General features: G+C 68.3%; 22 protein-coding genes. 11 read left to right on the top strand and 11 right to left on the bottom strand.

The window, feature by feature from the left end:
• Nucleotides 1–6: 6 nt before the first annotated feature.
• The 3 genes from ACEOAB_RS01085 to gtdA form a co-directional block, all read right to left on the bottom strand.
• The gene (locus ACEOAB_RS01085; protein WP_495653378.1) at nucleotides 7–1,254 is read right to left on the bottom strand and encodes a 3-hydroxybenzoate 6-monooxygenase; all 1,248 of its coding nucleotides are present in this window, start codon (nucleotides 1,252–1,254) and stop codon (nucleotides 7–9) included.
• Nucleotides 1,255–1,278: 24 nt separating this feature from the next.
• Entirely contained in the window at nucleotides 1,279–1,983 is a 705-nt protein-coding gene (locus ACEOAB_RS01080; RefSeq protein WP_413749477.1) for a fumarylacetoacetate hydrolase family protein, read from the bottom strand.
• Nucleotides 1,984–2,049: 66 nt separating this feature from the next.
• A complete protein-coding gene (gene gtdA / locus ACEOAB_RS01075; RefSeq protein ID WP_413749478.1) occupies nucleotides 2,050–3,111 on the bottom strand; it encodes a gentisate 1,2-dioxygenase in 1,062 nt (353 codons plus the stop codon).
• Between the two features lie 122 nt (nucleotides 3,112–3,233).
• Here gtdA and ACEOAB_RS01070 point away from each other — a divergent pair, with 122 nt between their 5' ends.
• The 6 genes from ACEOAB_RS01070 (at nucleotide 3,234) to ACEOAB_RS01045 (ending at nucleotide 7,281) form a co-directional block, all read left to right on the top strand.
• Nucleotides 3,234–4,130 (top strand): LysR family transcriptional regulator, encoded by an 897-nt coding sequence (locus ACEOAB_RS01070; protein WP_413749479.1) that lies wholly within the window; start codon nucleotides 3,234–3,236, stop codon nucleotides 4,128–4,130.
• Nucleotides 4,131–4,229: 99 nt separating this feature from the next.
• A complete protein-coding gene (locus tag ACEOAB_RS01065; RefSeq protein ID WP_007835409.1) occupies nucleotides 4,230–4,679 on the top strand; it encodes an acyl-CoA thioesterase in 450 nt (149 codons plus the stop codon).
• A 92-nt stretch (nucleotides 4,680–4,771) separates the two neighbouring features.
• Nucleotides 4,772–5,248: a phasin family protein gene (locus ACEOAB_RS01060; RefSeq protein ID WP_413749480.1), complete on the top strand. Its 477-nt coding sequence runs from the start codon at nucleotides 4,772–4,774 to the stop codon at nucleotides 5,246–5,248.
• A 142-nt stretch (nucleotides 5,249–5,390) separates the two neighbouring features.
• Nucleotides 5,391–6,110, top strand: a complete 720-nt coding sequence (locus ACEOAB_RS01055) for a TetR/AcrR family transcriptional regulator (RefSeq protein ID WP_413312346.1) — start codon at nucleotides 5,391–5,393, stop codon at nucleotides 6,108–6,110.
• A gap of 6 nt (nucleotides 6,111–6,116) precedes the next feature.
• Nucleotides 6,117–6,956: a tetratricopeptide repeat protein gene (locus ACEOAB_RS01050; RefSeq protein WP_413749481.1), complete on the top strand. Its 840-nt coding sequence runs from the start codon at nucleotides 6,117–6,119 to the stop codon at nucleotides 6,954–6,956.
• A gap of 64 nt (nucleotides 6,957–7,020) precedes the next feature.
• Nucleotides 7,021–7,281 (top strand): acyl-CoA-binding protein, encoded by a 261-nt coding sequence (locus ACEOAB_RS01045; RefSeq protein ID WP_056587875.1) that lies wholly within the window; start codon nucleotides 7,021–7,023, stop codon nucleotides 7,279–7,281.
• Nucleotides 7,282–7,374: 93 nt separating this feature from the next.
• On the opposite strand, the gene ACEOAB_RS01040 is transcribed toward ACEOAB_RS01045, so the two are convergent.
• The 4 genes from ACEOAB_RS01040 to ACEOAB_RS01025 are packed head-to-tail and all read right to left on the bottom strand — an operon-like array spanning nucleotide 7,375 to nucleotide 12,163.
• Nucleotides 7,375–8,625, bottom strand: coding sequence for a CaiB/BaiF CoA transferase family protein (locus ACEOAB_RS01040; protein WP_413749482.1), 1,251 nt, complete (start codon nucleotides 8,623–8,625; stop codon nucleotides 7,375–7,377).
• 46 nt (nucleotides 8,626–8,671) lie between these two features.
• The gene (locus ACEOAB_RS01035) at nucleotides 8,672–8,986 is read right to left on the bottom strand and encodes a polyhydroxyalkanoic acid system family protein (RefSeq protein WP_056587882.1); all 315 of its coding nucleotides are present in this window, start codon (nucleotides 8,984–8,986) and stop codon (nucleotides 8,672–8,674) included.
• Complete coding sequence (locus ACEOAB_RS01030; protein WP_056587885.1) at nucleotides 8,979–10,103, bottom strand: aminopeptidase; 1,125 nt, start codon at nucleotides 10,101–10,103, stop codon at nucleotides 8,979–8,981. The genes ACEOAB_RS01035 and ACEOAB_RS01030 overlap by 8 nt, the downstream gene beginning before the upstream one ends.
• Nucleotides 10,100–12,163, bottom strand: coding sequence for a molybdopterin-containing oxidoreductase family protein (locus ACEOAB_RS01025; RefSeq protein WP_495653377.1), 2,064 nt, complete (start codon nucleotides 12,161–12,163; stop codon nucleotides 10,100–10,102). Before ACEOAB_RS01025 ends, ACEOAB_RS01030 begins: the two co-directional genes overlap by 4 nt.
• A 51-nt stretch (nucleotides 12,164–12,214) precedes the next feature.
• Here ACEOAB_RS01025 and ACEOAB_RS01020 point away from each other — a divergent pair, with 51 nt between their 5' ends.
• Nucleotides 12,215–13,342, top strand: coding sequence for an ABC transporter substrate-binding protein (locus ACEOAB_RS01020; protein ID WP_495653376.1), 1,128 nt, complete (start codon nucleotides 12,215–12,217; stop codon nucleotides 13,340–13,342).
• A 285-nt stretch (nucleotides 13,343–13,627) separates the two neighbouring features.
• On the opposite strand, the gene ACEOAB_RS01015 is transcribed toward ACEOAB_RS01020, so the two are convergent.
• The 4 genes from ACEOAB_RS01015 to ACEOAB_RS01000 form a co-directional block, all read right to left on the bottom strand.
• A complete protein-coding gene (locus ACEOAB_RS01015) occupies nucleotides 13,628–14,722 on the bottom strand; it encodes a M14 family metallopeptidase (protein ID WP_413750870.1) in 1,095 nt (364 codons plus the stop codon).
• A 7-nt stretch (nucleotides 14,723–14,729) separates the two neighbouring features.
• Nucleotides 14,730–15,932 carry a M20 aminoacylase family protein gene (locus ACEOAB_RS01010; protein WP_413312335.1) on the bottom strand — a complete coding sequence of 401 codons (1,203 nt, stop codon included), beginning with the start codon at nucleotides 15,930–15,932 and terminating at the stop codon, nucleotides 14,730–14,732.
• A 75-nt stretch (nucleotides 15,933–16,007) separates the two neighbouring features.
• Nucleotides 16,008–16,505 carry a deaminase gene (locus ACEOAB_RS01005; RefSeq protein WP_413750871.1) on the bottom strand — a complete coding sequence of 166 codons (498 nt, stop codon included), beginning with the start codon at nucleotides 16,503–16,505 and terminating at the stop codon, nucleotides 16,008–16,010.
• 20 nt (nucleotides 16,506–16,525) lie between these two features.
• A complete protein-coding gene (locus tag ACEOAB_RS01000) occupies nucleotides 16,526–17,716 on the bottom strand; it encodes a glycerophosphodiester phosphodiesterase (protein ID WP_413750872.1) in 1,191 nt (396 codons plus the stop codon).
• A gap of 105 nt (nucleotides 17,717–17,821) precedes the next feature.
• On the opposite strand from ACEOAB_RS01000, the gene argE reads away from it, so the two are divergent.
• The 4 genes from argE (at nucleotide 17,822) to ACEOAB_RS00980 (ending at nucleotide 23,261) form a co-directional block, all read left to right on the top strand.
• Nucleotides 17,822–18,988 carry an acetylornithine deacetylase gene (argE, locus tag ACEOAB_RS00995; protein WP_413750873.1) on the top strand — a complete coding sequence of 389 codons (1,167 nt, stop codon included), beginning with the start codon at nucleotides 17,822–17,824 and terminating at the stop codon, nucleotides 18,986–18,988.
• A 360-nt stretch (nucleotides 18,989–19,348) separates the two neighbouring features.
• Nucleotides 19,349–20,572 carry a DUF445 domain-containing protein gene (locus ACEOAB_RS00990; RefSeq protein ID WP_413749362.1) on the top strand — a complete coding sequence of 408 codons (1,224 nt, stop codon included), beginning with the start codon at nucleotides 19,349–19,351 and terminating at the stop codon, nucleotides 20,570–20,572.
• Between the two features lie 118 nt (nucleotides 20,573–20,690).
• A complete protein-coding gene (locus ACEOAB_RS00985) occupies nucleotides 20,691–22,352 on the top strand; it encodes a hypothetical protein (RefSeq protein WP_413749363.1) in 1,662 nt (553 codons plus the stop codon).
• Between the two features lie 135 nt (nucleotides 22,353–22,487).
• A complete protein-coding gene (locus ACEOAB_RS00980; RefSeq protein ID WP_056587915.1) occupies nucleotides 22,488–23,261 on the top strand; it encodes an MHYT domain-containing protein in 774 nt (257 codons plus the stop codon).
• Nucleotides 23,262–23,285 lie beyond the last annotated feature (24 nt).

Raw genomic sequence — 23,285 nt, 5'->3', positions numbered from 1 at the left:
CAGGCTTCAATGCGGCGAAAGCACGGCGACCGCCCCGGGCCGCAGCGCCTCGGGCGCGTCGTCCAGGCAATGCTCCGGCCGCCAGGCGTAGAGCCACTCGACCGCATCGTAGAAGCGCTCGGGCGAGCGCCCTGCCCACAGGCTGTTGCGCACCAGGCGCTCCACGCCCCTGGCGTGATAGAGGCGCCCCATCTCGCGCACCGACAGCACCACGCGCGCCGTGCGGGCAATGCGCGCCGCCTCATAGAGCTTGAAGGCGGCGGGCATGTCGAAGCCACAGGCCTTCACGGCGGCGCCGAGCGTCACGGCATCCTCGAGCGCCATGCAGGCGCCCTGCGCGAGGTACTGCATCATCGGATGCGCCGCGTCGCCCAGCAGCGTGGCCGGGCCCTCGCTCCATCGCTCGACCGGGTCGCGGTCGGCGGTGCTCCAGCGGCGCCAGGAGGTCGGGCGGTCGAGCTGCTGGCGCGGGCGTGCATGCACGCCCTCGAAGTACGAAAGCACTTCTTCCTTGCTGCCGTCGGTCACGCCCCACTCTTCCTGCTCGCGGCTGTGGAAGGTGACGACGAGGTTGTATTGCTCGCCATGGCGCAGCGGGTAGTGCACCAGGTGGCAGTCGGGGCCGGCCCAGACCACGGGCGCGTTCCAGCGCAGGTCGGTGGGCATGTCGGCCGCGGGCACCACGGCGCGATAGACCACGTGCCCCGACACGCGCGGCGCGTCGCCGATGAGCTTGCTGCGCACCACCGATTTCACGCCATCGCAGCCGACGATCGCATCGGCCTGGAAGCGGCGGCCGTCGCGCGTGACAGCGGTCACGCCGTGCGCACCGGTGTCGATGGCCTCGACCTGCGCCGATGTGTGGAAGCGGATCAACGGGTGCTTCTTCACGGCTTCATGGATCGCGCCGTGCAGGTCGGCGCGATGGCTCACCGCGTACGGGTTCCTGAAACGTGCGCGAAAGGCTTCGCCGACCGGCACCGAGACCACTTCGCTGCAATCGACCGCGTCCATCATCACGAGCCGATCGGTGAAGACCGAACCGCGGCGCACCGCCTCGCCCACGCCCAGCGCATCGAGCGCGGCGAAGGCATTGGGGCCGAGCTGCAGGCCGGCGCCGATCTCGCCGATGGCAGCGCTCTGCTCCAGCAGGTCGATGGAAACGCCCAGGCGCGCCAGTGCCAGTGCGGCAGCCATGCCGCCGATGCCACCGCCGACCAGCAGCACCGAGGGAGGATTCTTCGAGGGAGTCATGGCGGGCCTGCGCGGTGGAGAGAGTCAGTCGATGTGTACGGTCAGCGAGGGCAAGCGCTCGATGCTCACCTTGATCGTCTGGCCCGGCTTCACCGCACCCACGCCTTCGGGCGTGCCCGTGAAGATCAGGTCGCCGGGCTGCAGCGTGAAGAGCGTCGACAGGTTGGCGATGACTTCGTTCACCGACCAGATCAGGTGCGTGATGTCGCTGTTCTGGCGCACCTGGCCGTCAACTTCGAGCACGATGGCGCCGGCGTTGATCTCGCCCACGTCGGCCAGCGTGCGCAGCGGCGCGATGGGCGCGGAGAAGTCGAAGGCCTTGCCGATTTCCCACGGGCGGCCCTGCTCGCGCATCTTCATCTGCAGGTCGCGGCGGGTCATGTCCAGGCCCACGGCGTAGCTGTGGATGTGGCTCGCGGCCTGCTCGACCGGGATGTTGCTGCCGCCCTTGCCGATGGCGACCACCAGCTCGGCTTCGTAGTGGTAGTTGCTGGTGAGCGGCGGATACGGAATCGAGGCGCCCTTGGCGTCCGCCACGGGCACGACGGAGGCGTCGTCGTTCGGCTTGCAGAAGAAGAACGGCGGTTCGCGGTCGGGGTCGAAGCCCATCTCGCGCGCGTGGGCCGCGTAGTTGCGGCCCACGCAGTAGACGCGGCGCACGGGGAACTGCTGATCGGAGCCCACGATGGGCAGGCCGACGATGGAAGGAGGCGTGAAGACGAAGGACATGAAAGCTCCTGCCGCATGGGGCGGCGCTGGGTCGAACAAACAAGAAGAAAAGCCGGGCGCCCGGATTCAGGCGTCTTCGAGGAAGGCTTCGCGCAGGATGCTCATGGCCTGCTGCACGGGGCGGTCGGAAAAGCTGAACAGCACCGTGTCTTCGTCGGGCGAAGACAGGCGCAACGGCGCCCACGAGGGCACCACGAAGGTGTCGCGCGGGCCGAACGCGAAGCGCTGGCCGCCGATCTCGGCCGTGCCATGGCCTTCGACCACGCTGTACACCGCGCCATCAGTCGCACGGTGCGTCCTGCCTGCGAAGCCCTTGGGCAGCAGCTGCAGGTTGGTCGAGATGGTCGGCATCGGCGAGCCGCCCGTCAGCGGATTGATGTAGCGCAGCTTGTGGCCCAGCCACGCGTCGGGCGCCTCCTGCTTCTGCAGCTGGGCCAGCGCCTCGCGGCTGCGCGCATAGGGGTAGTTGAAGATCGGCGAGGTGGCCGAGGTGTGGTCGTGCCGCACCGGCACCATGTTGTGGCCGAAGCGCGCGAGGCTGTGGCCCTCGGGGCGCGCCACGTGCTGCACCTTGGCGTCGTCGTTCTCGGCGAAGCCGGCGTCGAAGAAGCGCAGCATCGGGATGTCGAGGCCGTCGAGCCACACCACCGGCTCGACCGAGCCGCCGATGCCTTCGTTGCCATGGTCGTGCCAGGCCCACGAGGGCGTGATGATGAAGTCGCCCGGATGCATGGTGGTGCGCTCGCCACCCACCGTGGTGTAGGCGCCCTTGCCGTCGACGATGAAGCGCAGTGCCGACTGCACGTGGCGGTGCGAAGGCGCCACCTCGCCCGGCATGATGAGCTGCAGCCCGGCATAGAGCGACTGGGTGATCGACGAATTGCCGGGCAGCGCCGGGTTCTCGAGCACCAGCACGCGGCGCACGGCCTCCTCGGCGGTGATGAGGTCGGCCGACTCCATCAGCAGCGGGCGGATCTCGTCGTAGCGCCACAGCGCCGGCACGCAGGGCGTCTGCGGCTCGCGCGGCACCAGCGCGTGCAGCGATTCCCACAGCGGCGTGAGGTGCAGCGGGCGGATGCGGGCGTAGTAGTCGCGGCGCTCGGCCGCGTTGGAGGGAGCGGGTTTCATGGGGCGGGGGTCTCCGTTGGCGGCATTGTTGGCCCGCACCACTATTTCCTCAAGACCGCCAGCCAATACACGGAATTCGAAATTTCGATAATGGTGCCTTTCGCCGTAAGCAAGAGGCCCGCATGTCCAAGCTCGATCTCGAATGGCTCGCCGTGTTCGACGAGGTCTACAAGACCGGCAACGTCTCGAAGGCCGCCGAGCGGCTGGGCATGGCGCAGGCGGCGGCCAGCACCGCGCTGAACAAGCTGCGCGCGCACTTCGACGACCGCCTGTTCACCCGCACCGCGCAGGGCATGCAGCCCACGCCGCACGCCGAGCGCATCTACCCGAACCTGCGCGAGGCGCTGGCCCAGCTCGCGCAGGCTCAGGGCAACCGCAGCAGCTTCGAGCCCGCGCAGGCGCAGCGGCGCTTTCGCATCTGCATGACCGACATCAGCGAGGTGGTGCTGCTGCCCGGCCTGCTCGACCACCTGCGGCACGCGGCGCCGGGCGTGCACATCGAGACCGAGATCATCTCCACCCTCAGCGGCCGGCGCCTGCAGGACGGCGAGGTGGACCTCGCCGTGGGCTTCATGCCGCAGCTGGACGCGGGCTTCTACCAGCAGACGCTTTTCATGCAGAACTTCGTCTGCCTGGCGGCGCAGAACCACCCGCGCATCGGCGCGAAGCTCACGCGCAAGCGCTTCGAGGCGGAGGCGCATGCGGTGGTGTCCACCTCGGGCACCGGGCACGCCATCGTCGACACGACCCTCGCGCGGCTGGGCCTGAAGCGCGATGTGGTGGTGCGGCTGTCGAGCTTCCTGAGCGTGGCGCGCATCGTGGCGCACACCGAACTGATCGTGGTGGTGCCGCGCATCCTCGGCAACGTGCTGGCCACGCAGGAGCCGGTGAAGCTGCTGGAGCCGCCTTTCGCGCTGCCCGACTACGCGGTGAAGCAGCACTGGCACGAGCGCTTCCACGCCGATCCGGGCAATGCCTGGCTGCGGCGCACGCTGGCGCAGCTGTTCAGCGGCGGCTGACCGAGCGTGCATGCCCGGACGACGGGCGGCGTCCGCAGGCGTGGCCCCGCTCGCATAATCGCGGCTCCTCCCACAGCCATATCCACAAAAGGCGGCCCCATGTCTTCGATCACCCTGCGCTTTCTCGCCGAACCCAGCACCGTCAACTTCGGCGGCAAGGTCCACGGCGGCACGGTCATGAAGTGGATCGACGAGGCCGGCTACGCCTGCGCAACCAGCTGGTCCAAGCGCTACTGCGTGACCGCCTTCATCGGCAGCATCCGCTTCCACCGCCCGATCATGATCGGCGACCTCGTCGAGGTGGAGGCCCGCCTGGCCTACACGGGCAACACCAGCATGAACATCTCGGTCGAGGTGCGCAGCGGCGACATGAAGGGCGGCGCGATGGAAAAGACCACCGAATGCCTGATCGTGTTCGTCTCGGTCGACTCGCACGGCCGGCCACTGCCGGTGGAAAGCTTCGTGCCCGGCACCCCCGGCGAAATGGCGCTGGCCGAGCGCGCCAAGACGCACCTCGATGCGAGCCGCGCAGCCGGCGCGACACCGTAGACCCTCCCGGCTTCGCATGTAGACGTGAAGCTCTAATGGGGAGCACGTCGAGCGGCTAGAGTCAGGCGATCGTTTGCAAAAGGAACATTCGCATGGCTACCCAGGACGACGACAGCAACGGCAAGGCCGCCGACCGCATCAAGGATTCCGCCCAGCAGATCTGGCTCGCAGGGCTCGGCGCCTTCGCCAAGATGCAACAGGAAGGCAGCAAGGCCTTCGAGGCGCTGGTGAAGGACGGCGCCGGCATGCAGAAGAAAACCCAGCAGGCCGCCGAGGAAACCCTGGCCCAGGCCCAGCAGCGCATGGCCGGCTTCGCCAGCGAGTTCGGCACCAAGGCCGCGGGCCAGTGGGGCAAGCTGGAGAACATCTTCGAAGACCGCGTGGCGCGCGCGCTCGAAAAACTGGGCGCACCCACCGCGGCCGACATGGCCGCGCTGCAGGCGCGCGTCGAGGCGCTCGAAGCCCAGTTGAAGAAGCAGGCGGTCGCGGCCCCCCGCAAGCCCACGGCGCGCAAGACGGCCGCCCCCGCCGCCAAGAAAACCACCTTGCGCCGCAGCAAGGCTGGCTGACACCGCGCCGGCCCCGAGCGGCCGGCCGGTATTGCGGCACCGCACAAGAACCCGGCGCCGCAAAACATGTCCCGCACCGTTCATGGAGCGATGCACATAGGCTAGAGTGTCCCCAAGAACACGAGCACACGGGGGCACCGACATGGCAAAGAAGGCGCCACGCCGCACGGCGCAACGCATCCTCGAAGCCGCACTGGATCTGTTCAACCGCTTCGGGGAGCCGAACGTCTCGACGACGCTGGTGGCGGGCGAACTCAACATCAGTCCGGGCAACCTGTACTACCACTACCCGGCCAAGGAAGAGCTGATCAACAAGCTCTACGAAGCCTACGAAACCGAGCTCAACGAGCTGCTGCATGCGAGCGAGGGCGTGCACGACGTGGAGGACGCGTGGTTCTTCATGCACAGCCTGTTCGAGCTGATCTGGCGCTACCGCTTTCTCTACCGCGACCTGAACGACCTGCTCAGCAAGAACCGGCTGCTGGAAACCCGGTTCCAGCTGGTGCTGAAGAACAAGGCCCGCGCCATCCGCCAGCTGATCGCCGGCCTGAGCCGCGCCGGCCATCTCGAGATCGACGTGCACGAGGTCGACACGCTGGCGCAGAGCATGGTCGTCGTGCTGACCTACTGGCTCAGCTACGAGTACGTGCGCAATCCGCGGGAGGCGCTGGAACCCGCACACGCACAGGGCGCGCTGATGCGTGGCGGCCACCACACCCTGCACCTGCTCGCACCCTACCTTGAGCACGAGCAGCGGCGGCATTTGCTGACACTGAGCAACGCCTACAACGGTGAAGATGCCGCCAGCAGCGGCAGTCTGGGCGCCGGCGCCGCGGCATCTCCTGTCGATATGGCGGCCTAGACAACCATGCCCCACCCCGATTTCAAACCGCTCTCACTGATGTCCGCCAGCCCGGTTGCCGCCGCCAGCCCGGGCCCCTGGACGCCCCTGCCCTGGGCCGACCTGCCCCGCTTCGACGCGCGCAGCGTGCTGGCCCACTGGCCGCGCCTGCATGCCGGCCACGAGCTGCCGCTGCCGACCGAAGGCTCGGCGCTCGCCGAAGGCTGGGCGCTGTACCACAACGGCGAATTCGAACGCGCCGCCGCCATCGGCCTGCAACTGGGCGGCGAGGGAATGGCGCTGGCCAACCAGGCGACTGCGATCTACGCCAACTACCTGGAGCCGCGCGAGGCCGTGCGGCTCGCGATGCTGCGCCAGGTCATCGAACGCGCCAGCGCGCAGGCCGCCGCCGAGCCCGAGAACTGCCAGGCGCTCTACTGGCAGGCCTATGCGCTGGGCCGCTACAGCCAGGGCATCAGCGTGGCGCGCGCACTGGCCCAAGGCCTGGGCAGCAAGCTCAAGGGCGCGCTGGAACGCGTGATCGAACTGCAGCCGCGGCACGCGGACGCCCACCTCGCGCTGGCCTCGTTCCATGCCGAGGTGATCGACAAGGTCGGCGCGCTGGTCGGGCGCATGACCTATGGCGTGCGCTCGGAAACCTCGATCGCGCTGTTCGAGCGGGGCCTCGAACTGCACCCGCATTCGGCCGCCGGAATGATGGAATACGCCCGCGCGCAACTGATGCTGCACGGTGAGTCGCGCATGGGCGAGGCGACGCGGCTCTATGAAAAGGCGGCGGCGCTGAAGCCGGTCGATGCGCGCGAGCGGCTGGACGTGGAGCTGGCCCGGGCGGGACTGAAAGATTGAACTTGGTACCCAGCGGTACCACTCAATTTAAGATGCGCGGTTTCCGCTTTTCAATTCGAGCCCCATGTCCGACCTCAATGCCCAATTCGAAGCCGCCCAGGCCAACTCCAAGCTGCTCGCCGAGCGCCCCGACAACCCGACGCTGCTGAAGATCTATGGCCTTTTCAAGCAAGCCACCGAGGGCGACAACACCGCCAAGAAGCCCAGCTTCAGCGACGTCGTCGCGCGCGCCAAATGGGATGCGTGGACAGCCCAGAAGGGTGCGAGCGCGGATGAGGCCAAGCAGAAATACATCGACCTGATCGAATCGCTGCGAGCAGGCTAGGCTCTCCCCCAGGCTGCGCGCACTTCGTGTCGCTGCGCCAACCCCCTTCCGGGGGCGACACCTGCGGCCCGGCAAAGCCGGTTCCACGGTGTCTCACGAAGCAGAGCCGACGATCCCCCGCGCATGCAGCGCGGCGATCTGCTCGGCGCTCAGGCCGATTTCCTTCAGCACCGCATCGGTGTCCGCGCCCAGCGCCGGCGCGTTGTGCCGGTGGCTCGCCGGCGTGAGCGACAGCTTGGGCACGAAGCCCGGCACCGCGAGCGCGCTGCCGTCGGGCATGCGCACCTGCTGGAGCATGCCGCGCGCCGCATAGTGCGGGTCGGCCGCGATGTCGGCGATGGTGTAGATGCGTCCGCCCGGCACATGCGCCGCGTCGAGCGCGGCCAGCACCTCGTCCACGGTGCGCTGCGCGGCCCAGTCGCCGATGGCGGCGTCCAGCATCTCGACCTGCGCCACCCGGCCCGTGTTGCCGGCCAACGCCGGATCGGCCGCCAGGTCGGGCCGGCCGATGCACCCCATCAGGCGGCGGAAGATGCTGTCGCCGTTGCCCGCGACGATGGCGTAGCCGCCGTCGGCACAGCGGTACGCGTTGGTCGGCGCAATGCCGGGCAAGGCGCTGCCGGCCGCCTCGCGCACCGCGCCGAACGCGCCGTACTCGGGCAGCAGGCTTTCCATGCAGTTGAAGACCGCCTCGTAGAGCGCCACGTCGATCACCTGTCCGCGGCCCTTCGGATAGTCGGCGCTCACCGTGGCATGCCGGTGCTGCATGGCCAGCAGCACGCCGACCACGCCGTGCAGCGAGGCCAGCGTGTCGCCGATCGACACGCCCACGCGCACCGGCACGCGGCCCGGCTCGCCCGTGAGATGGCGCAGCCCGCCCATGGCCTCGGCCACCACGCCGAAGCCGGGGCGGTCGCGGTAAGGCCCGGTCTGGCCGTAGCCGCTGATGCGCAGCATGACGAGCGCGGGGTTGGCGGCCAGCAGCTCGTCGGGCCCGAGGCCCCAGCCTTCCATCGCGCCGGGACGGAAGTTCTCGATCAGCACGTCGGCCTCGGCCGCGAGCTTGCGCACGATGGCCTGCGCCTCGGGCTCGCGCAGGTCGAGCGCCAGCGAGCGCTTGTTGCGCGACTGCACCTGCCACCAGACGGAGGTGCCGTCCTTCAGCAGCCGCCAGGTGCGCAGCGGATCGCCCGCGCCGGGCGGCTCGATCTTGATGACCTCGGCACCGAAGTCGCCCAGCGTGCGCGCCGCGAAAGGTCCGGCGATCAGCTGCCCGAGCTCGATGACCTTGAGGCCGGCCAGCGGGCCAGCGGCCGGAGGAGAAGAGGTTGTGGTCGTCGTCATGGCGCCAGAGTGTGCCGTGCCACCGCCGTCCGAGTCCCGGAGACGGTCAGGCGAGGCGGCTGCGGCCCCGGGGAGACTGGAGCATCGCGTCGAGGCTGCGCGTGATCTTCTGCTCGATCATTTCGCTGAAGCTGCTGAACAGGAAGCCCAGCGTCGCGTCGAGCGTGAAGGTGCTCTCCGTGACTTCGACCGTGCCGTCGATGCCCGCGCGGGTGAAGGTCGCCACGTCGCGGCCGTCGCCCTGGGTGTAGACGCATTCGAGGCCGAACTCCTGCTCGACCTGCGCGATCCATTTGTGCGCGACGGCGCGCGCCCCTGTAATGCCCAGCGTGTGGTTGCGTTCGATATGGATGTCAGGCACCGTGGTCTCCGTTTTTGTGTTCCGGGCTGGAATGGGTCTGCAGGATGCCGGTCGCCGACTGAAGCGCGGCGCGGCGTTCCGCGTCGGTCGGCTGCGCGGCGATGCGCCGGACCGCAGTGTAGAAGCGCGGCCAGTCGCGGCCCTCGCGCTCGAAGAGTTTCTCGAAGCCGGGCACGAGGTCGTCGTAGGCGGCTTGCGCACCGAAAGCCGCGTTGTTGGCGCGCGCCACCCAGGCGTCGTAGGCGTTCTGGCGCGGACCGGTCCAGCCCGCCTTCAGCTTCGCATAGCGTTCGTGGAAATCGGCCATGGCGGCCTGCTTCATGGCGTCGACCCTGGCCCGGTCCCCGGCTTTGGCTTCGGGCGATTCGTAGATGCGGTTCAGCGCACGGCGCGTGTCGAGCGCCAGCGCGCGGAATTCCTGGCGCTGCGCGTCGAACTGCGCGTACTCGCGGCGCGCCGGCTCGCCGGCCTCGCGCTGCAGCCACAGCGCCCCGCCGATGCGCTCGACCGCCGTGGCGTACGACTCGTTGAACACCGTGTCGCCGGACACGTAGAGCACCTGATGCGCCAGCTCGTGGAACACGATGCGCGCAAGCTCGCCTTCGGGGTAGCCGATGAAGGTGGACAGCAGCGGATCGCCGCCGGCCCAGTTCATCCAGCCCAGCGTGGAGTACGCGGGCACCGGGTACACAGCCGTTTCCAGGTCCTGCTTCTTCTGCGCCTCGGCTTCGGCATTGGCCGCGTCCTCGCTGTAGTAGCCGCGGTAACCCACGCAGCCCGCGACCGGGAAGCACCAGCTCTTGAGCGTGAGCGAGTACGGCGGCGCCGCCACCACGTTCCACACGGCGGCGCGGCGGTGCAGGTCGGCGTACGACTTGTAGCTGGCGTTGTCGGGCAGGCCGAGTTCGCTGGAAGCGAAGCGGCGGATGCGCTGGGCGAGTTCGAGCTTGGCCTTCAACGGCGCGGACACGGCCGGATCGGCCAGCCATTCGGGCACAGGTCTGGCGGCCCGCATGATGCCGATGTGGCCGCTGGCGGACTGCCAGTAGTAGCCGAGGTCGGCACAGCCGGCCAGGAACAGCGAGCCGGCCAGCGCGAGCGCGCGCAGGGGCCTCACGCCTTCTCGACCTCCACGAGGCAGTCGTAGAAGGTAGGCCCCCGGCCGATGTCGGTCAGGCGCTGGCTCGTCAGTTCGTTGACGTTGGTGCCGTCCACGCCGAACTTGCGCCACCAGATGCCCATGCCATGCACCACGCCCTGCCTCGCGCGGCGCGAGACTTCTGCGCGGCAGCGGTGTTCGCCGCGCTTGTTGAACACACGCACCATCGCGCCGTTCTCGATGCCGCGCGCCGCGGCGTCGGCTTCGTGGATCTCGAGCAGCGGTTCGACCTCGATGGCGCGCAGGCTCGTCACGTTGACGAAGGTCGAATTGAGGAAGTTGCGCGCCGGCGGCGAGATCATGGCCAGCGGGAATTCGGTCGAGCTGCCGGCCGGCTCCCAGTTGGGCACGTGATCGGGCAGGCCGTCTATGCCCATGGCCTCGAGTCGCACGCTGAAGAATTCGCAGCGGCCCGAGGGCGTGGGGAATTTGCCATCGGCAAACGGCGCCTCGGGCAGCTTCAGGCTGGTGAAGCCCTGCGCCAGCAGCTCGGGAAAGTCGATGGTGTTCCCGGCGAAGGCGGTGCGGCACAGCGTCTCGTCGTCGTCGAAGAAGCAGGGCTCGTCGAAACCCATGCGGCGCGCCAGCTCGCGGAACACCCAGGCGTTGCTGCGGGCCTCGCCGCGCGGCGCCACGGCCGGTCGGTTCAGCAGCACGTCGGTGTGGCCGTAGCTGCAGTGGATGTCCCAGTGCTCCAGCTGCGTGGTGGCGGGCAGCAGGTAGTCGGCGTAGTCGGCGGTGTCGGTGCGGAACTGCTCCAGCACCACGGTGAACAGGTCTTCGCGCGCGAAGCCCGCCGCCACCTTGGCCGACTCGGGCGCCACCGCCACCGGGTTGCTGTTGTAGACCACGATGGCCTTCACCGGGTTGGCGGCGTCCAGCAGCGCGTCGCCGATGGTGCTCATGTTGATGGTGCGCGGCTTGCGGCCGGCCAGCAGGTCGGGGCGCTGCAGCGCGGCGCGGTCGACCGGGTAGTGGCCCGAGCTGCTCAGCAGCAGGCCGCCCGCGCGGTCGCGCCAGGCACCCACCAGCGCCGGCAGGCACGCGACGGCGCGCGCCGCGTTGCCGCCGCCGCGCACGCGCTGCATGCCGTAGTTCAGGCGGATGGCGGCCGGCTTGGTGGTGCCGTAGGCCCTGGCCAGCGACACGATCTGTTCTTCGGGAATGCCGCAGACCTGGGCCGCGCGCGACGGCGGCCATTGCAGCGCGCGCTCGCGCAACTGCTCCCAGCCCAGCGTGTGATGGGCGATGTAGTCGTGGTCGAGCCAGTCGTGCACGATCAGCTCGTGCATCAGGGCCAGCGCCAGCGCGGCGTCGGTGCCGGGCAGCAGCGCGATGTGCTCGTCGCACTTGTCGGCGGTTTCGGTGCGGCGCGGATCGATGCACACCAGCCGCGCGCCGGCCCGCTTGGCGGCCTGGGCGTGGCGCCAGAAATGCAGGTTGCTGGCAATGGAGTTGCTGCCCCAGATCAGGATCAGCTTCGCCTCGGCGAAGAACTCGATGCGCATGCCGACCTTGGCGCCCAGGGTGTAGACCATGGCCTCGCCACCGGCCATCGAGCAGATGGTGCGGTCCAGCAGGGTGGCGCCCAGTTTGTGGAAGAAGCGCCGGTCCATCGACTCGCCCTGCACCAGTCCCATGGTGCCCGCATAGCTATAGGGGACAATAGCTTCGGGTTTTCCCTGTAATACTTGAAGATGCGCGGCGATGTCGTCCAGTGCGGCATCCCAGCTCACCGGCTCGAACTGGCCGCTTCCCTTGGGGCCGATGCGCTTCAGGGGCTGCACCAGCCGTTCCGCATGGTCGTTGCGCTCGATGTAGCGCGACACCTTGGTGCACAGCACCCCGCCCGTGTGCGAATGGGCGGAGTTGCCCTGCAGCTTCACGGCCACGCCGTCCTTGACGGTGGTGACGAGCGCGCAGGTGTCCGGGCAGTCGTGGGGACACGCGCCCAGCACGGTGGTCGTTGCGGGCTGGGAAGGGGCTTCTTCGAGCAAGAGATCCGGTGCTTGGGCCATCGGGTAAGTCTAATTTGTGCGCGAGACAGAGCGCAGGAGTGGGTTTTGATCATGTTGAATCGACGTCATTTTTCCTTGGCCGCAGGCGCGGCTGCCACGCTGGGTGGCTTCGGCATTGCGCGTGCGCAGGGCGACACGCCGCTGGTGCTGGGCCAGTCGGCTCCGTTCACCGGACCGGCGGCGCAGCTGGGCATCCAGTTCAACCAGGGCGCCAAGCTGTTCCTGGACGCCTACAACGCCCAGCCGGGGCACCGCAACGTGGTGATCAAGAACCTCGACGACGGCTACGAGCCCGAGCGCTGCGCCGCCAACACGCAGAAGCTGATCGATGAGGACGTGTTCGCCCTCTTCGGCTACGTCGGCACGCCGACCAGCCTGGCCGCGCTGCCGCTGGCGGTGAAGGACAAGGTGCCGTTCATCGCACCATTCACCGGCGCGATGTCGCTGCGCGAGCCCTTCCAGAAGAACGTGTTCCACCTGCGCGCCTCGTACAACGACGAGACGGCGCTGATGGTGAAGCAGCTCACCCACCTGGGCCTGAAGAAGATCGCGGTCTTCTACCAGAACGACGCCTACGGCAAGGCCGGGCTCGACGGCGTGACGCTGGCACTCGCACCGCAGCAGCTGAAGCCGGTGGCACTGGCCACGGTGGAGCGCAACTCGGCCGACGTGGCGCAGGCGGTGAAGACCATCCTGGCGGCCCAGCCCGATGCGGTGGTGCAGGTCGGCGCGTACAAGGCCTGCGCAGCCTTCATCCGCGAGGCGCGCAAGGCGGGCTACGGCGGCACTTTCTTCAACATGTCTTTCGTCGGCACGCAGGCACTGGCGGACGAACTGGGCAAGCAGGCGGCCGGCGTGGTCGTGACGCAGGTGGTGCCCTCGCCCTACAACCCGGCGAATGCGCTGGCGCGCGAGTTCGCCGACGCGGTGCGCAAGGTCGGCAACGGCGCGAGCGCCAATTTTTCGAGCATGGAGGGCTACCTGGCCGCGAAGGTGCTGACCGAAGGCCTGCGCAAGGCGCCAGGCAAGCCCACGCGCGAGAGCCTGATCGCGGGGCTGGAAAGCATCGACCGCCAGCAGTTCGGCGGGTTCGAGGTGTCGTTCTCGGCCAAGAACCACGTGGGCTCGAAGTTCGTCGAGCTGTCGATGCTGACGGGGGACGGGCGGGTCAGGACTTAAGGCAGTTGCTTGTGTTCCTGTGCATGCACTTCGGGGGGGCGTGCACAGGCCACCGGGTACTCCCCTCCGCGAATGTCCCCCGGCCTGCGGCCTCCTCCTTTATTTCGCTGCGGGGAGCACCCGATGCCCTGTGCACAGGGCACGCGGCTGGTATACGGCCGATCAACCAGTGCTCTGAACGATCACGACGGCGGGGTGCCTTGCGCAGCGAAATAAAGGAGGAGGCCGAAGGCCGGGGGACATTCGCGGAGCAAGGTACCCCGTCGGCGTGAGCGCCCCGAAGAATCAACTACTCAGGCCATCCACAGCCTGGAACATCGCCTGCCGAGCCTGGCTCACGATCTGCCCGCGCCAGGCATCGGTGTCGGTATAGAACGCCTCGAGCATCCGCGCGCGGATGCCGTCGGCCAGGTCGACCGGCGCCTCGGGATGCTTGTGCAGCCAGTGGTCGGCGCGCAGCGCGCCGGTCACTTCGAGCAACGGCAGCGTGCCGTACTCGAGCGCGATGCCGGTGTACTCGGCCTGCGGGCATTCCTCGTACGCCGAATCCCACATCATTCCGCGCAGCAGCGCCGATGTCGAAGAACCGTCGTAGATCGAGGTGACGGGCGCGGCCGGCGTGCCCCACCATGCATTGGCGCGCGCATAGGCGGCCTTGTCGTCGCGGCCGGCGAAGATGCGTTCGCCCAGGCCGTTGGGGCCGAGCCCCGTGTGCAGGTCGATCCAGGCGATGCGTCGGGCATTGCCCGCATGGCGCTTCAGCACGCTGCGAATCGTCTTGTTGCTCCAGGTCGGCGCCCTGCCGCCGAAGAACAGGCCGTCGTCGAACTGGTACTGCCCGCTGGTCACTGCCGCCTGGAAGGCGGTGACGCCGAGCTTCTCGATCCACTTGGCGACCGCCGCCTGGTTCTCGGGCGTGGGCGGCCAGGTGGCGGGCAGCAGCAGATCGTGCAGCTTGGCGTAGGGCTCGTTGACCGGCACCGGCTTCGAGAAATCGATGAAGTTGCGGTTCAGGTCGACGTTCTCGTGCGTCACGCGACGGCCATGCGAAAAACCGTGCGGATTGAGCGCGTGCACATACAGCACCGCCACGCCCTGCGCCTTCGCCTTCTCCCGCCATTCGGCGTCGTGCAGCGCGAACACCTGCACGCCGCTGCCGCAATGGCCCTCGACGCCGTGGCAGGCGCTGGTGACGATCAGCAGGTTCTGCGCGTTCGCGTCGCCGTCGAGCGCGACGTCCATCGACAGGTCTTCGCCGTCGCGCCCCTTGAGCGGATGCGCGTGCGGCTCGACCGAGAGGCCGGCGCTCACGCAGCCCTGCAGGAACTTCTGGCGCGCCTGGGCATAGCGCGGCGAGAAGGCTTCGGCGATTCCGATCATGTGGCGATCAGGCGCTTGCGCCGCCGGGCTTGAGGAACTGCTCGGCGATCTGCACCCAGCAGGTCGCTCCCAGCGGGATGAGATCGTCGTTGAAGTCGTAGCTGGCGTTGTGCAGGGTGCACGGGCCTTCGCCGTGGTGCACGTCGCGGTGCGTGCCGTCGCCGTTGCCGATGAAGGCGTACGCGCCGGGCTTGGCCTGCAGCATGAAGGCGAAGTCTTCCGAGGTCATGGCGGCCTCCTGCTTCAGCACGTTCTCGGGGCCGACGATGCCGCCCATCACGCGGCGCGCGAAGTCGGCCTCGGCCTCGGTGTTGACGGTGGGCGGGTAGTAGCGCTCGAAGCGGAAGTCGCAGGTGGCGTCGTGCGCCGCGCAGATGTGGTCGCAGATCTGCTTCATGCGCGCCTCGATCATGTCGAGCACCTCGATCGAGAAGGTGCGCACCGTGCCCGACAGCTCGCAGTTGTCGGGAATCACGTTGTTGGCTTCGCCGGCGTGAATGGTGGTGACGGAGATGACGGCCGAATCGGTCGGCTTCATCTTGCGCGTGAGGATGGTCTGGAAGGCCTGCACGATCTCGCAGGCGATCGGCACCGGGTCGATGCCGGTCTGCGGCAGCGCCGCATGGCCGCCCTTGCCGATCACGTTGACGAAGAACTTGTTGCCCGAGGCCATCACCGGCCCGGGGCTCACGGCGAACTGGCCGGCCTTCATGCCGGGCCAGTTGTGCATGCCGAAGACGGCGTCCATGGGGAACTGCTCGAAGAGCCCCTCCTTGATCATTTCGCGGGCACCGCCGCCACCCTCTTCGGCCGGCTGGAAGATCAGGTACACGGTGCCGTCGAAATTGCGGTGCTTCGCCAGGTGCTGCGCGGCCGCCAGCAGCATGGCGGTGTGGCCGTCGTGCCCGCAGGCGTGCATCTTGCCGTGGTGCTTGCTGGCGTGGGCGAAGGTGTTGAGCTCGGTGACGGGCAGCGCGTCCATATCGGCGCGCAGGCCCACGGCGCGGCTGCTGGTGCCGTTCTTCACGATGCCCACCACCCCGGTGGTGCCCAGGCCGCGGTGGATGGGAATGCCCCATTCGGTGAGCTTGCCTGCCACCACGTCGGCGGTGCGGACTTCTTCGAAACAGAGTTCGGGATGGGCGTGGAGGTCACGTCGGACGGCGGCAATGCCGGCGGCCTGCGTGACGAGCGAGTCGATGAGTTTCATGGCGTGGTCGTCTCAAAACGCCAGTCTATCCACTCCGGCGTTTCGAGGCACCCGCAAAGCCTCGTTATCCGGTGTTCAGTGCCCGGCGGTCCAGAAGCCGATGTGCGGCGCGGAAGCTTCTTCCTCGAGCAGCGGCCCCACCACCTCGACGCGCCGCTGCCCGCGCGCGAAGACCTCGCGGCAGGGCAGCGAGAAGGTGGGGTTCTCGGGATGGTCGCCGGTCAGGCCGAGCAGCGCGTGCTCGGACAGCGCGTAGACCACGCGGCCGATGTTGGTCCAGTAGATGGCGCCCGCGCACATGCAGCAGGGCTCGGCGCTGGTGTACAGCGTGCAACGCTCCAGCTGCCCGGGCGTAAGCAGGCGCGCGGCCTGCGCCGCCGCTGCCAGCTCGGCGTGCTGCGTGGGGTCGCCCTCGGGCGGCATCGAGTTGTTGCCCGCGGTGACCACGACCTCGCCGTGCTCGTTCGCCACCAGCGCGGCAAAGGGATGGCGCCCGCGCGCCTTCGATTCGTCCGACAGCCGGATGGCCATGCGAAGCAGTTCGAGGTCGCGCGGGGACAGGTCGGCGCTCATGTCTGGACCACGCCCCGCGTTCAGCGGCCGATGCTCTTCAGATAGTCGGCGCGCGCGGCCAGCGCGGTGTCGGTGAAGTCGGTGAACACGCCGTCCACGCCGAGCTTGTAGTACACGCCGTATTCGTTCTTGCCGTCCTTGTTGTAGTCGGAGGCCAGGCGGCGCGACTCGTTGCGGAAGGTGAAGGGATGCACGAACAGGCCGGCCTTGTGCGCATCGGCGATCAGCGAGGTGGGCGCCATCGAGGTGGCGTCGGCGTCGTTGATCTTGCCGTCCTTGTTGACGTCGACCGGCTTGCCGTCGGCGCCGATGGTGCCCTTGACGCTCACGATGTAGCGCTTCCAGGGGCCGATGCCGTCGGCGTACGTCTTGATCTCGGCCAGGCCCGCGGGCGTGACCATGGCGTCGAAGTTGCGCTTGTCGCCGGCCTTGGTCCAGTCGTAGGGGCGATCGCTGGGCACGGCGAAGGTCACCGCGCCGGTCCTCAGGTCGACGCTGTCGCCGTCGATGAGCTGGATGAGCTTCGTGTTGAGACCCTTGCTCTTCATGTACTTCAGGCTGCCCGGCTCGAAGGACTGCACGTAGATGGGCGCGGTCTTGCTGTTCCAGCCGGCGGCGTTGATGGCCGCGATGACCTTGTCTTCCAGCGGCAGGCCCAGGTCGCGGAAGTAGGTCGGGTTCTTCGTCTCGGGGTAGATGGCGATGGTGCGGCCGGTTTCCTTCGACTTGGCTTTGGCGAAATCGATGATCTCCTGGAAGGTCGGGACCTTGTACTTGCCGTTGAATTCCTGCGGGCGCTCGGCGTCGGTGGAGATGCCGCCCAGGGTCTTGATCTCGGCCAGCGTGAAGTCGTTGCTGAACCAGCCGGTCTGGGTCTCGCCGTCGACCTTGATGGTCTTCTTGCGCGAGGCGAAGCGGGGGTGCTTGGCCACGTCGGTGCTGATGGCGAGGTTGGGGTCGTGGCGGGCGATGAGCACGCCGTCCTTGGTGGAGACCAGGTCCATCTCGATCACGTCGGCGCCGAGTTCGATGGCGCGCGCATAGGCTTCGAGCGTTTCTTCCGGCAGATAGCCCGATGCGCCGCGGTGGGCGATGACCAGCGGCGGGTTGCCGTCGAGCGTCAGCAGCTTGTTGCTGGAGGGTCCGGTGCTGCTGCAGGCTGCCACGCAGAGGGCGGCGGTGGCGGTCAGGGCGATCTGAAGGGTGCGCATGGTCGTGGTTTCTCCGTCCGAATGAAGAGGCGCAGGGTACCCGTTTCGCGTGACAGCTTCGACCCCCACGCTCGCGCGCCGCCGACTTCCTGGAGAATGTGTTGCATGCTCCACACGCTTTCCCCCCAAAGCCTGCTGCTGGCCCAGACCCTGGTGCGCATGAACACCGTCAGTGCCAACAGCAACCTCCAACTGATCGACTTCGCGCAGAGCCACCTCGCGGCCCTGGGCGTCAAGAGCCGCATCACCTACAACGCCGAACGCACCAAGGCGAACCTGTTCGCCACGCTGGGCGAAGGCAAGCCGGCCGGCGTGATCGTCTCGGGCCACACCGACACGGTGCCGTGGGACGGGCAGGACTGGAGCGTCGACCCGCTCTCCGCCGTGGTGCGCGACGAGCGGCTGTACGGCCGAGGCTCGGCCGACATGAAGAGCTTCATTGCCATCGCGCTGTCGAACGCGAAGCGCTTTTTGGAAAGCGACTCGCCCTTCGCGGTGCACTTCGCCTTCAGCTACGAGGAAGAGATCGGCTGCTTCGGCGTGAAGGAACTCATCGCCGACATGCGCGAAGCCAACATCAAGCCGCTGGCCTGCATCGTGGGCGAACCCACCAGCATGGTGCCCGCCATCGCGCACAAGGGCGTCTACCGCTACAAGTGCTGCGTGCGCGGCAAGGAGGCGCATTCGTCGCTCACGCCGAAGTCGGTCAATGCCATCGAGATGGCGGCGCGCGTGATCGGCAAGGTGCGCGACATGGCGGAAGACTTCGAGCGCAGCGAGCCGCGCTACGAGGGCTTCGACGTGCCCTTCAGCACTGCGAGCGTGGGCCAGTTCCACGGCGGCATCGCCGACAACGTGGTGCCGCGCGACGCCGAGTTCCGCTACGAGTTCCGCGACCTGCCGACCGCCGATGCGAAGCGCATGCAGGCCGACGTGGTGGCCTACGCGGGCAGCATCGAGCCGGCGATGAAGAAGGTGGCGCCCGATGCGGGCTTCAGCTTCGAGACCATCTGCGAGATCCCAAGCTTCCTGGGCTCTGCCAACGACCCCGTCACGCTGCTGGCGCGGCGCCTGGCAAGCGAGGATCGCACCACTCTGGTGGCCTTCGGCACCGAAGCGGGCCTGTTCAAGAACGCCGGCATCCCCACGGTGGTGTGCGGTCCGGGCAGCATCGAGCAGGCGCACCAGCCCGACGAGTACGTGAGCCTCGAACAGCTGGCGCGCTGCGAACTGTTCATGGAGCGGCTGGCTTCTTCTTCTGCCATCGGCTGAGATGGGGCGTTGCTTTCCGGGGTGTCGTTCGGGCTGTCGTTCGGGGCGCGCTCACGCCGACGGGGTACCTTGCTCCGCGAATGTCCCCCGGCCTGCGGCCTCCTCCTTTATTTCGCTGCGCAAGGCACCCCGCCAGCGTGATCGTTCAGAGCACTTGTTGATCGGCCAGCACAAGAGCAGCGCTCGTTGTGCACAGGGCACCGGGTGCTCCCCGCAGCGAAATAAAGGAGGAGCCGAAGGCGGGGGACATTCGCGGAGGGGAGTACCCGGTGGCCTGGGCACGCACCCCGGAGCATTACGGCTGTGCGATAGAAGACTGACGGGCTTGAATTGACCGAAAGCAGCACCCCACTGCAACGCATGAAGCGCGTCGCCCTCGGCCTGCTGTGCGGCGCCGCCGTGCTCTACGCAGTGGCCAGTGCACTGCATGTGCAGCACCCGGCGTGGGGCTACGTCGCAGCCTTCTCCGAGGCCGCGATGGTCGGCGCCATTGCCGACTGGTTCGCGGTGGTGGCGCTGTTTCGCCATCCGTTGGGCCTGCCGATTCCGCACACCGCCATCATCCCGAGCAACAAGGACCGCATCGGCGCCAAGCTCGCGGGCTTCATCTGCGACAACTTCCTGAGCACCGGACAGGTGCTCGGCAAGCTGCGGGAATTCGATGCGGCCGGCCGCATCGCCGACTGGCTGGCACGGCCTGCCAGCGGCGAGAAGCTCGGTGAATGGGGCGTGGCCGCCACGCGCTACGGGCTCTCGGCCTTCGACGACGAGCGGGTGCGGGACTTCCTGGGGCGCGCCGCCGCGGCGGGTCTCGAGAAGATCGACCTCTCGCGCCTCACCGGCCAGGCGCTCGACGCTCTCACCGCCGGCGGGCGCCACCAGGCACTGCTCGACGACGTGCTGCAGCAGGTGGCCGGCCTGCTCGAAGGCGACGAGGTGCAGGCGCACATCACCGAGGCCATCGCGCGCGAGATCAAGACGCTGCGCTACGTCGGCCTCGACCAGGTGGCCGCCAAGCTGGCCACGCGCAAGATCGTCGCGGCCGTGGCGCGCACCATCGGCGAACTGGCGGCCGAGCCCGACCATCCGATGCGCCGGCGCTTCGACCACTTCGTCGACGACTTCGTGGTGCGCCTGAAGCTCGACCCCGAGTTCCAGCAGCGCGGCGAACAGATCCGCGCCGAGCTCGTCGCGCACCCGGCCCTGGGCGACTACCTGCATGGCCTGTGGGGCGAGCTGCTGGCGTGGCTGCACGACGACCTGGGCCGCGGCGACTCGACCATCCGCCGGCGCATCGCCTCGATGGCCGATGCGCTGGGCACGCGGCTGCAGGGCGACGAGGCCATCCGCCGCTGGATCAACGAGCAGATCGAGGCGGCCGCGCCGCTGGCCATCGAGCGCTACCGGGAAGACATCCGCCGCTACATCGAGGAACGCGTGGGCGAGTGGAACGCGCAGGAAATGACGCTCGAGCTGGAGCGCCACATCGGGCGCGACCTGCAGTTCATCCGCATCAACGGCACGCTGGTGGGCGGGCTCGTGGGGCTGCTGATCCACACGGTCACGCAGCTGCTGCGCGGCTGAGCGGCTCCGGGTAATCCACAGCGGACGAAAGTCCGCATCCTGTCTCCGGAGAGACCCCGCGGCCCCTCCCGCCTCCTAGACTGTTTCGCGCATCGATCAACCAGAGGAGACACGCACCATGCCCCGTCGAAGCAGCCTCGGCGCCCTCGCGCTGACCGCCACCCTCACCCTGCTGGGCGCCTGCGGCAGCCTCGCGCCGCCATCGGCCACGCGGCCCGCCTCCTGGGGTCCGCCCGAGGCGCTGGTCGCCCCGTCGTCCTTCGCGGGGGTGCATGGGCTGGCCATCGACGCCAAGGGCCGGTTGCTCGCCGGTTCGGTGGTCGGCAACACGCTCTGGGAGGTCGACCGCAACACCGGCGCGGCCAAGGTGCTGATCGACGCGCCCGAAGGCCAGGCCGACGACATCGCCGTCGGCCCGAAGGGCGAGCTGGCCTGGACCAACTACCTCATGGGCATGCTGCGCTACCGCGAAAGCGACACCGCGCCCATGCGCGTGCTCGCCAAGGACCTGCCCGGCCTCAACTCGCTCGACTTCGACCGCCGCAACGGCAGGCTCTACGCCTCGCAGGTGTTCCTGGGCGACGCGCTGTGGGAGATCGACCGCGAAGGCCAGAAGCCGCCACGGCTCATCAAGAAGGACATGGGCGGCTTCAACGGCTTCGAGGTGGGGCCCGACGGCATGCTCTACGGGCCGCTCTGGTTCAAGGGCCAGGTCGTGAAGATCGACCCGGCGAACGGCGCCATGACCGTGATCGCCGATGGCTTCAAGATCCCGGCCGCCGCCAACCTCGACGGCAAGGGCAACCTCTGGGTGGTCGATGCACGCAGCGGCGAGCTGGTGCGGGTGGACCTCGCCACCGGCCGCAAGACCGTCGCCAAGCAGCTGCGGCCCTCGCTCGACAACCTCGCCATAGCCAAGGACACGCCGGACGGAACCATCTACGTCTCCAACATGGCGAACAACGAGGTGCAGGCCTTCAACCCCGCCACCGGCGACCTGCGCACGCTCACCAGCGGCAAGTTGGCCGTGCCGGCCGGTATGAAGATCGACGGCAACGACCTCTGGGTGGCCGACGTCTTCGGCTTCCGCCAGGTCGACGTGCGCACCGGCGAGGTGCGCGACGTGTTCCGCATGCAGCGCGACCCCGACCTCGACTACCCGTTCGCGGTCGGGCTTTCGCCCAGGCTCTTCGCGCTGAGCTCGTGGTTCACGGGCACGGTGCAGCTGGTCGACCGCCAGACGCTGAAGACCGTCGAAACCATCCACGGCCTGAAGGCGCCGTTCGACGCCATCCCCATGCCCGACGGCAGCGTGATCTACGCCGAGATCGCCACCGGCAGCATCACCCGCGCCAGCGGGCCGAAGTTTTCCGAAAAGTCAGTGCTTGCTAGCGGCTTGAACGGCCCGGTGCAGATGGTCGTCGGCCGAGACGGCGCGCTCTACGTGACCGAGGCCGCCGGCAAGCTGCTGCGCCTTCCGCTGGACGCCAGTGCGCCGCTGCGCACCGTGGCCGACGGGCTGGCGCTGCCCGAGGGACTGGCGCAGACACCGTGGGGCAGCTTCATCGTGGCGGAGAGCGCGGCGCGCCGGCTGGTGGAAATCGACCCCGTGAACGGCACGCGCCGGACGGTCGCCGAGAACCTGCCGATCGGCCTTGCGCCCGGGCCGGGGTTGCCCCCGCCCTATGTGGTGACGGGCGTTGCGGTGAGCCGCGACGGCACGATCTACATGGCTGCCGATCGCAACAATGCGATATATCGAATCCGGCCCGTAAGGTAGCGTAACGAAAAGTTAAGATTTCGATTTACTTTTAAAAACAAATATTACAGACTGCGCGGGACGTCTTGCAGCGTCCCGATCGCATCCGGTGATCGGGGGGTGCGCGAGGCGCTCTTTTCTTGGAAGGGACATCCCATGACACCGCTCGTCACAGGCCAACTTCTGTCGCCCGAGTACGCACTGGGCATGGTCGCGCTTTCGTTCGTCATTTCTTTCGCGGGCTCGCTGGTAGCCCTCATCTGCGCCGGCCGCATGGTCGGGGCGGACGGCAAACCCAACCTCGCCGTCGTGGCCTGCGCGGCAGTGGCGCTGGGCGGCATCGGCATCTGGTCGATGCACTTCATCGGCATGCTGGCGTACCGCCTGCCGGTGGCCATCTCGTACAACATGCCGCTCACGGTGGTGTCGCTGGTGGCGGCCATCCTGATCTCCGGCATTGCCCTCTACATGGCCGGCGGACGGCGCAAATTCAGCAAATCGGGTTGGCTCGGCGGCAGCCTGCTGGCTGGCGTCGGTGTCTGCGTGATGCACTACATGGGCATGTTCGCGATGAACATGCGCGCCTCGATGGACTTCGACCTGACGAGGGTCGGGCTGTCGGTGCTGATCGCCGTCACCGCCGCCGGAGCGGCCCTGTGGCTGGCGTTCAACCTGCGCAAGTTCACGCACAAGGTTGCGGCCGCTGCGGTGATGGGCGTGGCGGTCTGCACCATGCACTACGTGGGCATGAGCGCGGCCAGCATGGTGTGCATCGCCGCGGCGCCCACTGACGCGCTGGCCATCGGCGGCAGCTACATGGGCCTCACGGTGTTCGGCACGGCAGGCGCGGTGCTGATCTTCATCTACTGGGTGGTCACCGGCAGCAGCCTCGACGCCCCGGTGGCCGCGCGGCGCGCCCGCGCAAGCTGACCGCCCTGCGGCCAGCCAGTAAGC

The sequence above is a fragment of the Variovorax sp. Varisp53 genome, from assembly GCF_059491555.1.
Note: the sequence above shows the minus strand (reverse complement) of the source record. Positions and strands in the feature narration are given on the sequence as shown.

Bases quoted from the DNA above. Each gene is read 5' to 3' on its own strand.
- ACEOAB_RS01085 (WP_495653378.1), bottom strand. From the start codon at position 1,254: ATGACTCCCTCGAAGAATCCTCCCTCGGTGCTGCTGGTCGGCGGTGGC.
- ACEOAB_RS01080 (WP_413749477.1), bottom strand. From the start codon at position 1,983: ATGTCCTTCGTCTTCACGCCTCCTTCCATCGTCGGCCTGCCCATCGTG.
- gtdA (WP_413749478.1), bottom strand. From the start codon at position 3,111: ATGAAACCCGCTCCCTCCAACGCGGCCGAGCGCCGCGACTACTACGCC.
- ACEOAB_RS01070 (WP_413749479.1), top strand. From the start codon at position 3,234: ATGTCCAAGCTCGATCTCGAATGGCTCGCCGTGTTCGACGAGGTCTAC.
- ACEOAB_RS01065 (WP_007835409.1), top strand. From the start codon at position 4,230: ATGTCTTCGATCACCCTGCGCTTTCTCGCCGAACCCAGCACCGTCAAC.
- ACEOAB_RS01060 (WP_413749480.1), top strand. From the start codon at position 4,772: ATGGCTACCCAGGACGACGACAGCAACGGCAAGGCCGCCGACCGCATC.
- ACEOAB_RS01055 (WP_413312346.1), top strand. From the start codon at position 5,391: ATGGCAAAGAAGGCGCCACGCCGCACGGCGCAACGCATCCTCGAAGCC.
- ACEOAB_RS01050 (WP_413749481.1), top strand. From the start codon at position 6,117: ATGCCCCACCCCGATTTCAAACCGCTCTCACTGATGTCCGCCAGCCCG.
- ACEOAB_RS01045 (WP_056587875.1), top strand. From the start codon at position 7,021: ATGTCCGACCTCAATGCCCAATTCGAAGCCGCCCAGGCCAACTCCAAG.
- ACEOAB_RS01040 (WP_413749482.1), bottom strand. From the start codon at position 8,625: ATGACGACGACCACAACCTCTTCTCCTCCGGCCGCTGGCCCGCTGGCC.
- ACEOAB_RS01025 (WP_495653377.1), bottom strand. From the start codon at position 12,163: ATGGCCCAAGCACCGGATCTCTTGCTCGAAGAAGCCCCTTCCCAGCCC.
- ACEOAB_RS01020 (WP_495653376.1), top strand. From the start codon at position 12,215: ATGTTGAATCGACGTCATTTTTCCTTGGCCGCAGGCGCGGCTGCCACG.
- ACEOAB_RS01015 (WP_413750870.1), bottom strand. From the start codon at position 14,722: ATGATCGGAATCGCCGAAGCCTTCTCGCCGCGCTATGCCCAGGCGCGC.
- ACEOAB_RS01010 (WP_413312335.1), bottom strand. From the start codon at position 15,932: ATGAAACTCATCGACTCGCTCGTCACGCAGGCCGCCGGCATTGCCGCC.
- ACEOAB_RS01005 (WP_413750871.1), bottom strand. From the start codon at position 16,505: ATGAGCGCCGACCTGTCCCCGCGCGACCTCGAACTGCTTCGCATGGCC.
- ACEOAB_RS01000 (WP_413750872.1), bottom strand. From the start codon at position 17,716: ATGCGCACCCTTCAGATCGCCCTGACCGCCACCGCCGCCCTCTGCGTG.
- argE (WP_413750873.1), top strand. From the start codon at position 17,822: ATGCTCCACACGCTTTCCCCCCAAAGCCTGCTGCTGGCCCAGACCCTG.
- ACEOAB_RS00990 (WP_413749362.1), top strand. From the start codon at position 19,349: ATGAAGCGCGTCGCCCTCGGCCTGCTGTGCGGCGCCGCCGTGCTCTAC.
- ACEOAB_RS00985 (WP_413749363.1), top strand. From the start codon at position 20,691: ATGCCCCGTCGAAGCAGCCTCGGCGCCCTCGCGCTGACCGCCACCCTC.
- ACEOAB_RS00980 (WP_056587915.1), top strand. From the start codon at position 22,488: ATGACACCGCTCGTCACAGGCCAACTTCTGTCGCCCGAGTACGCACTG.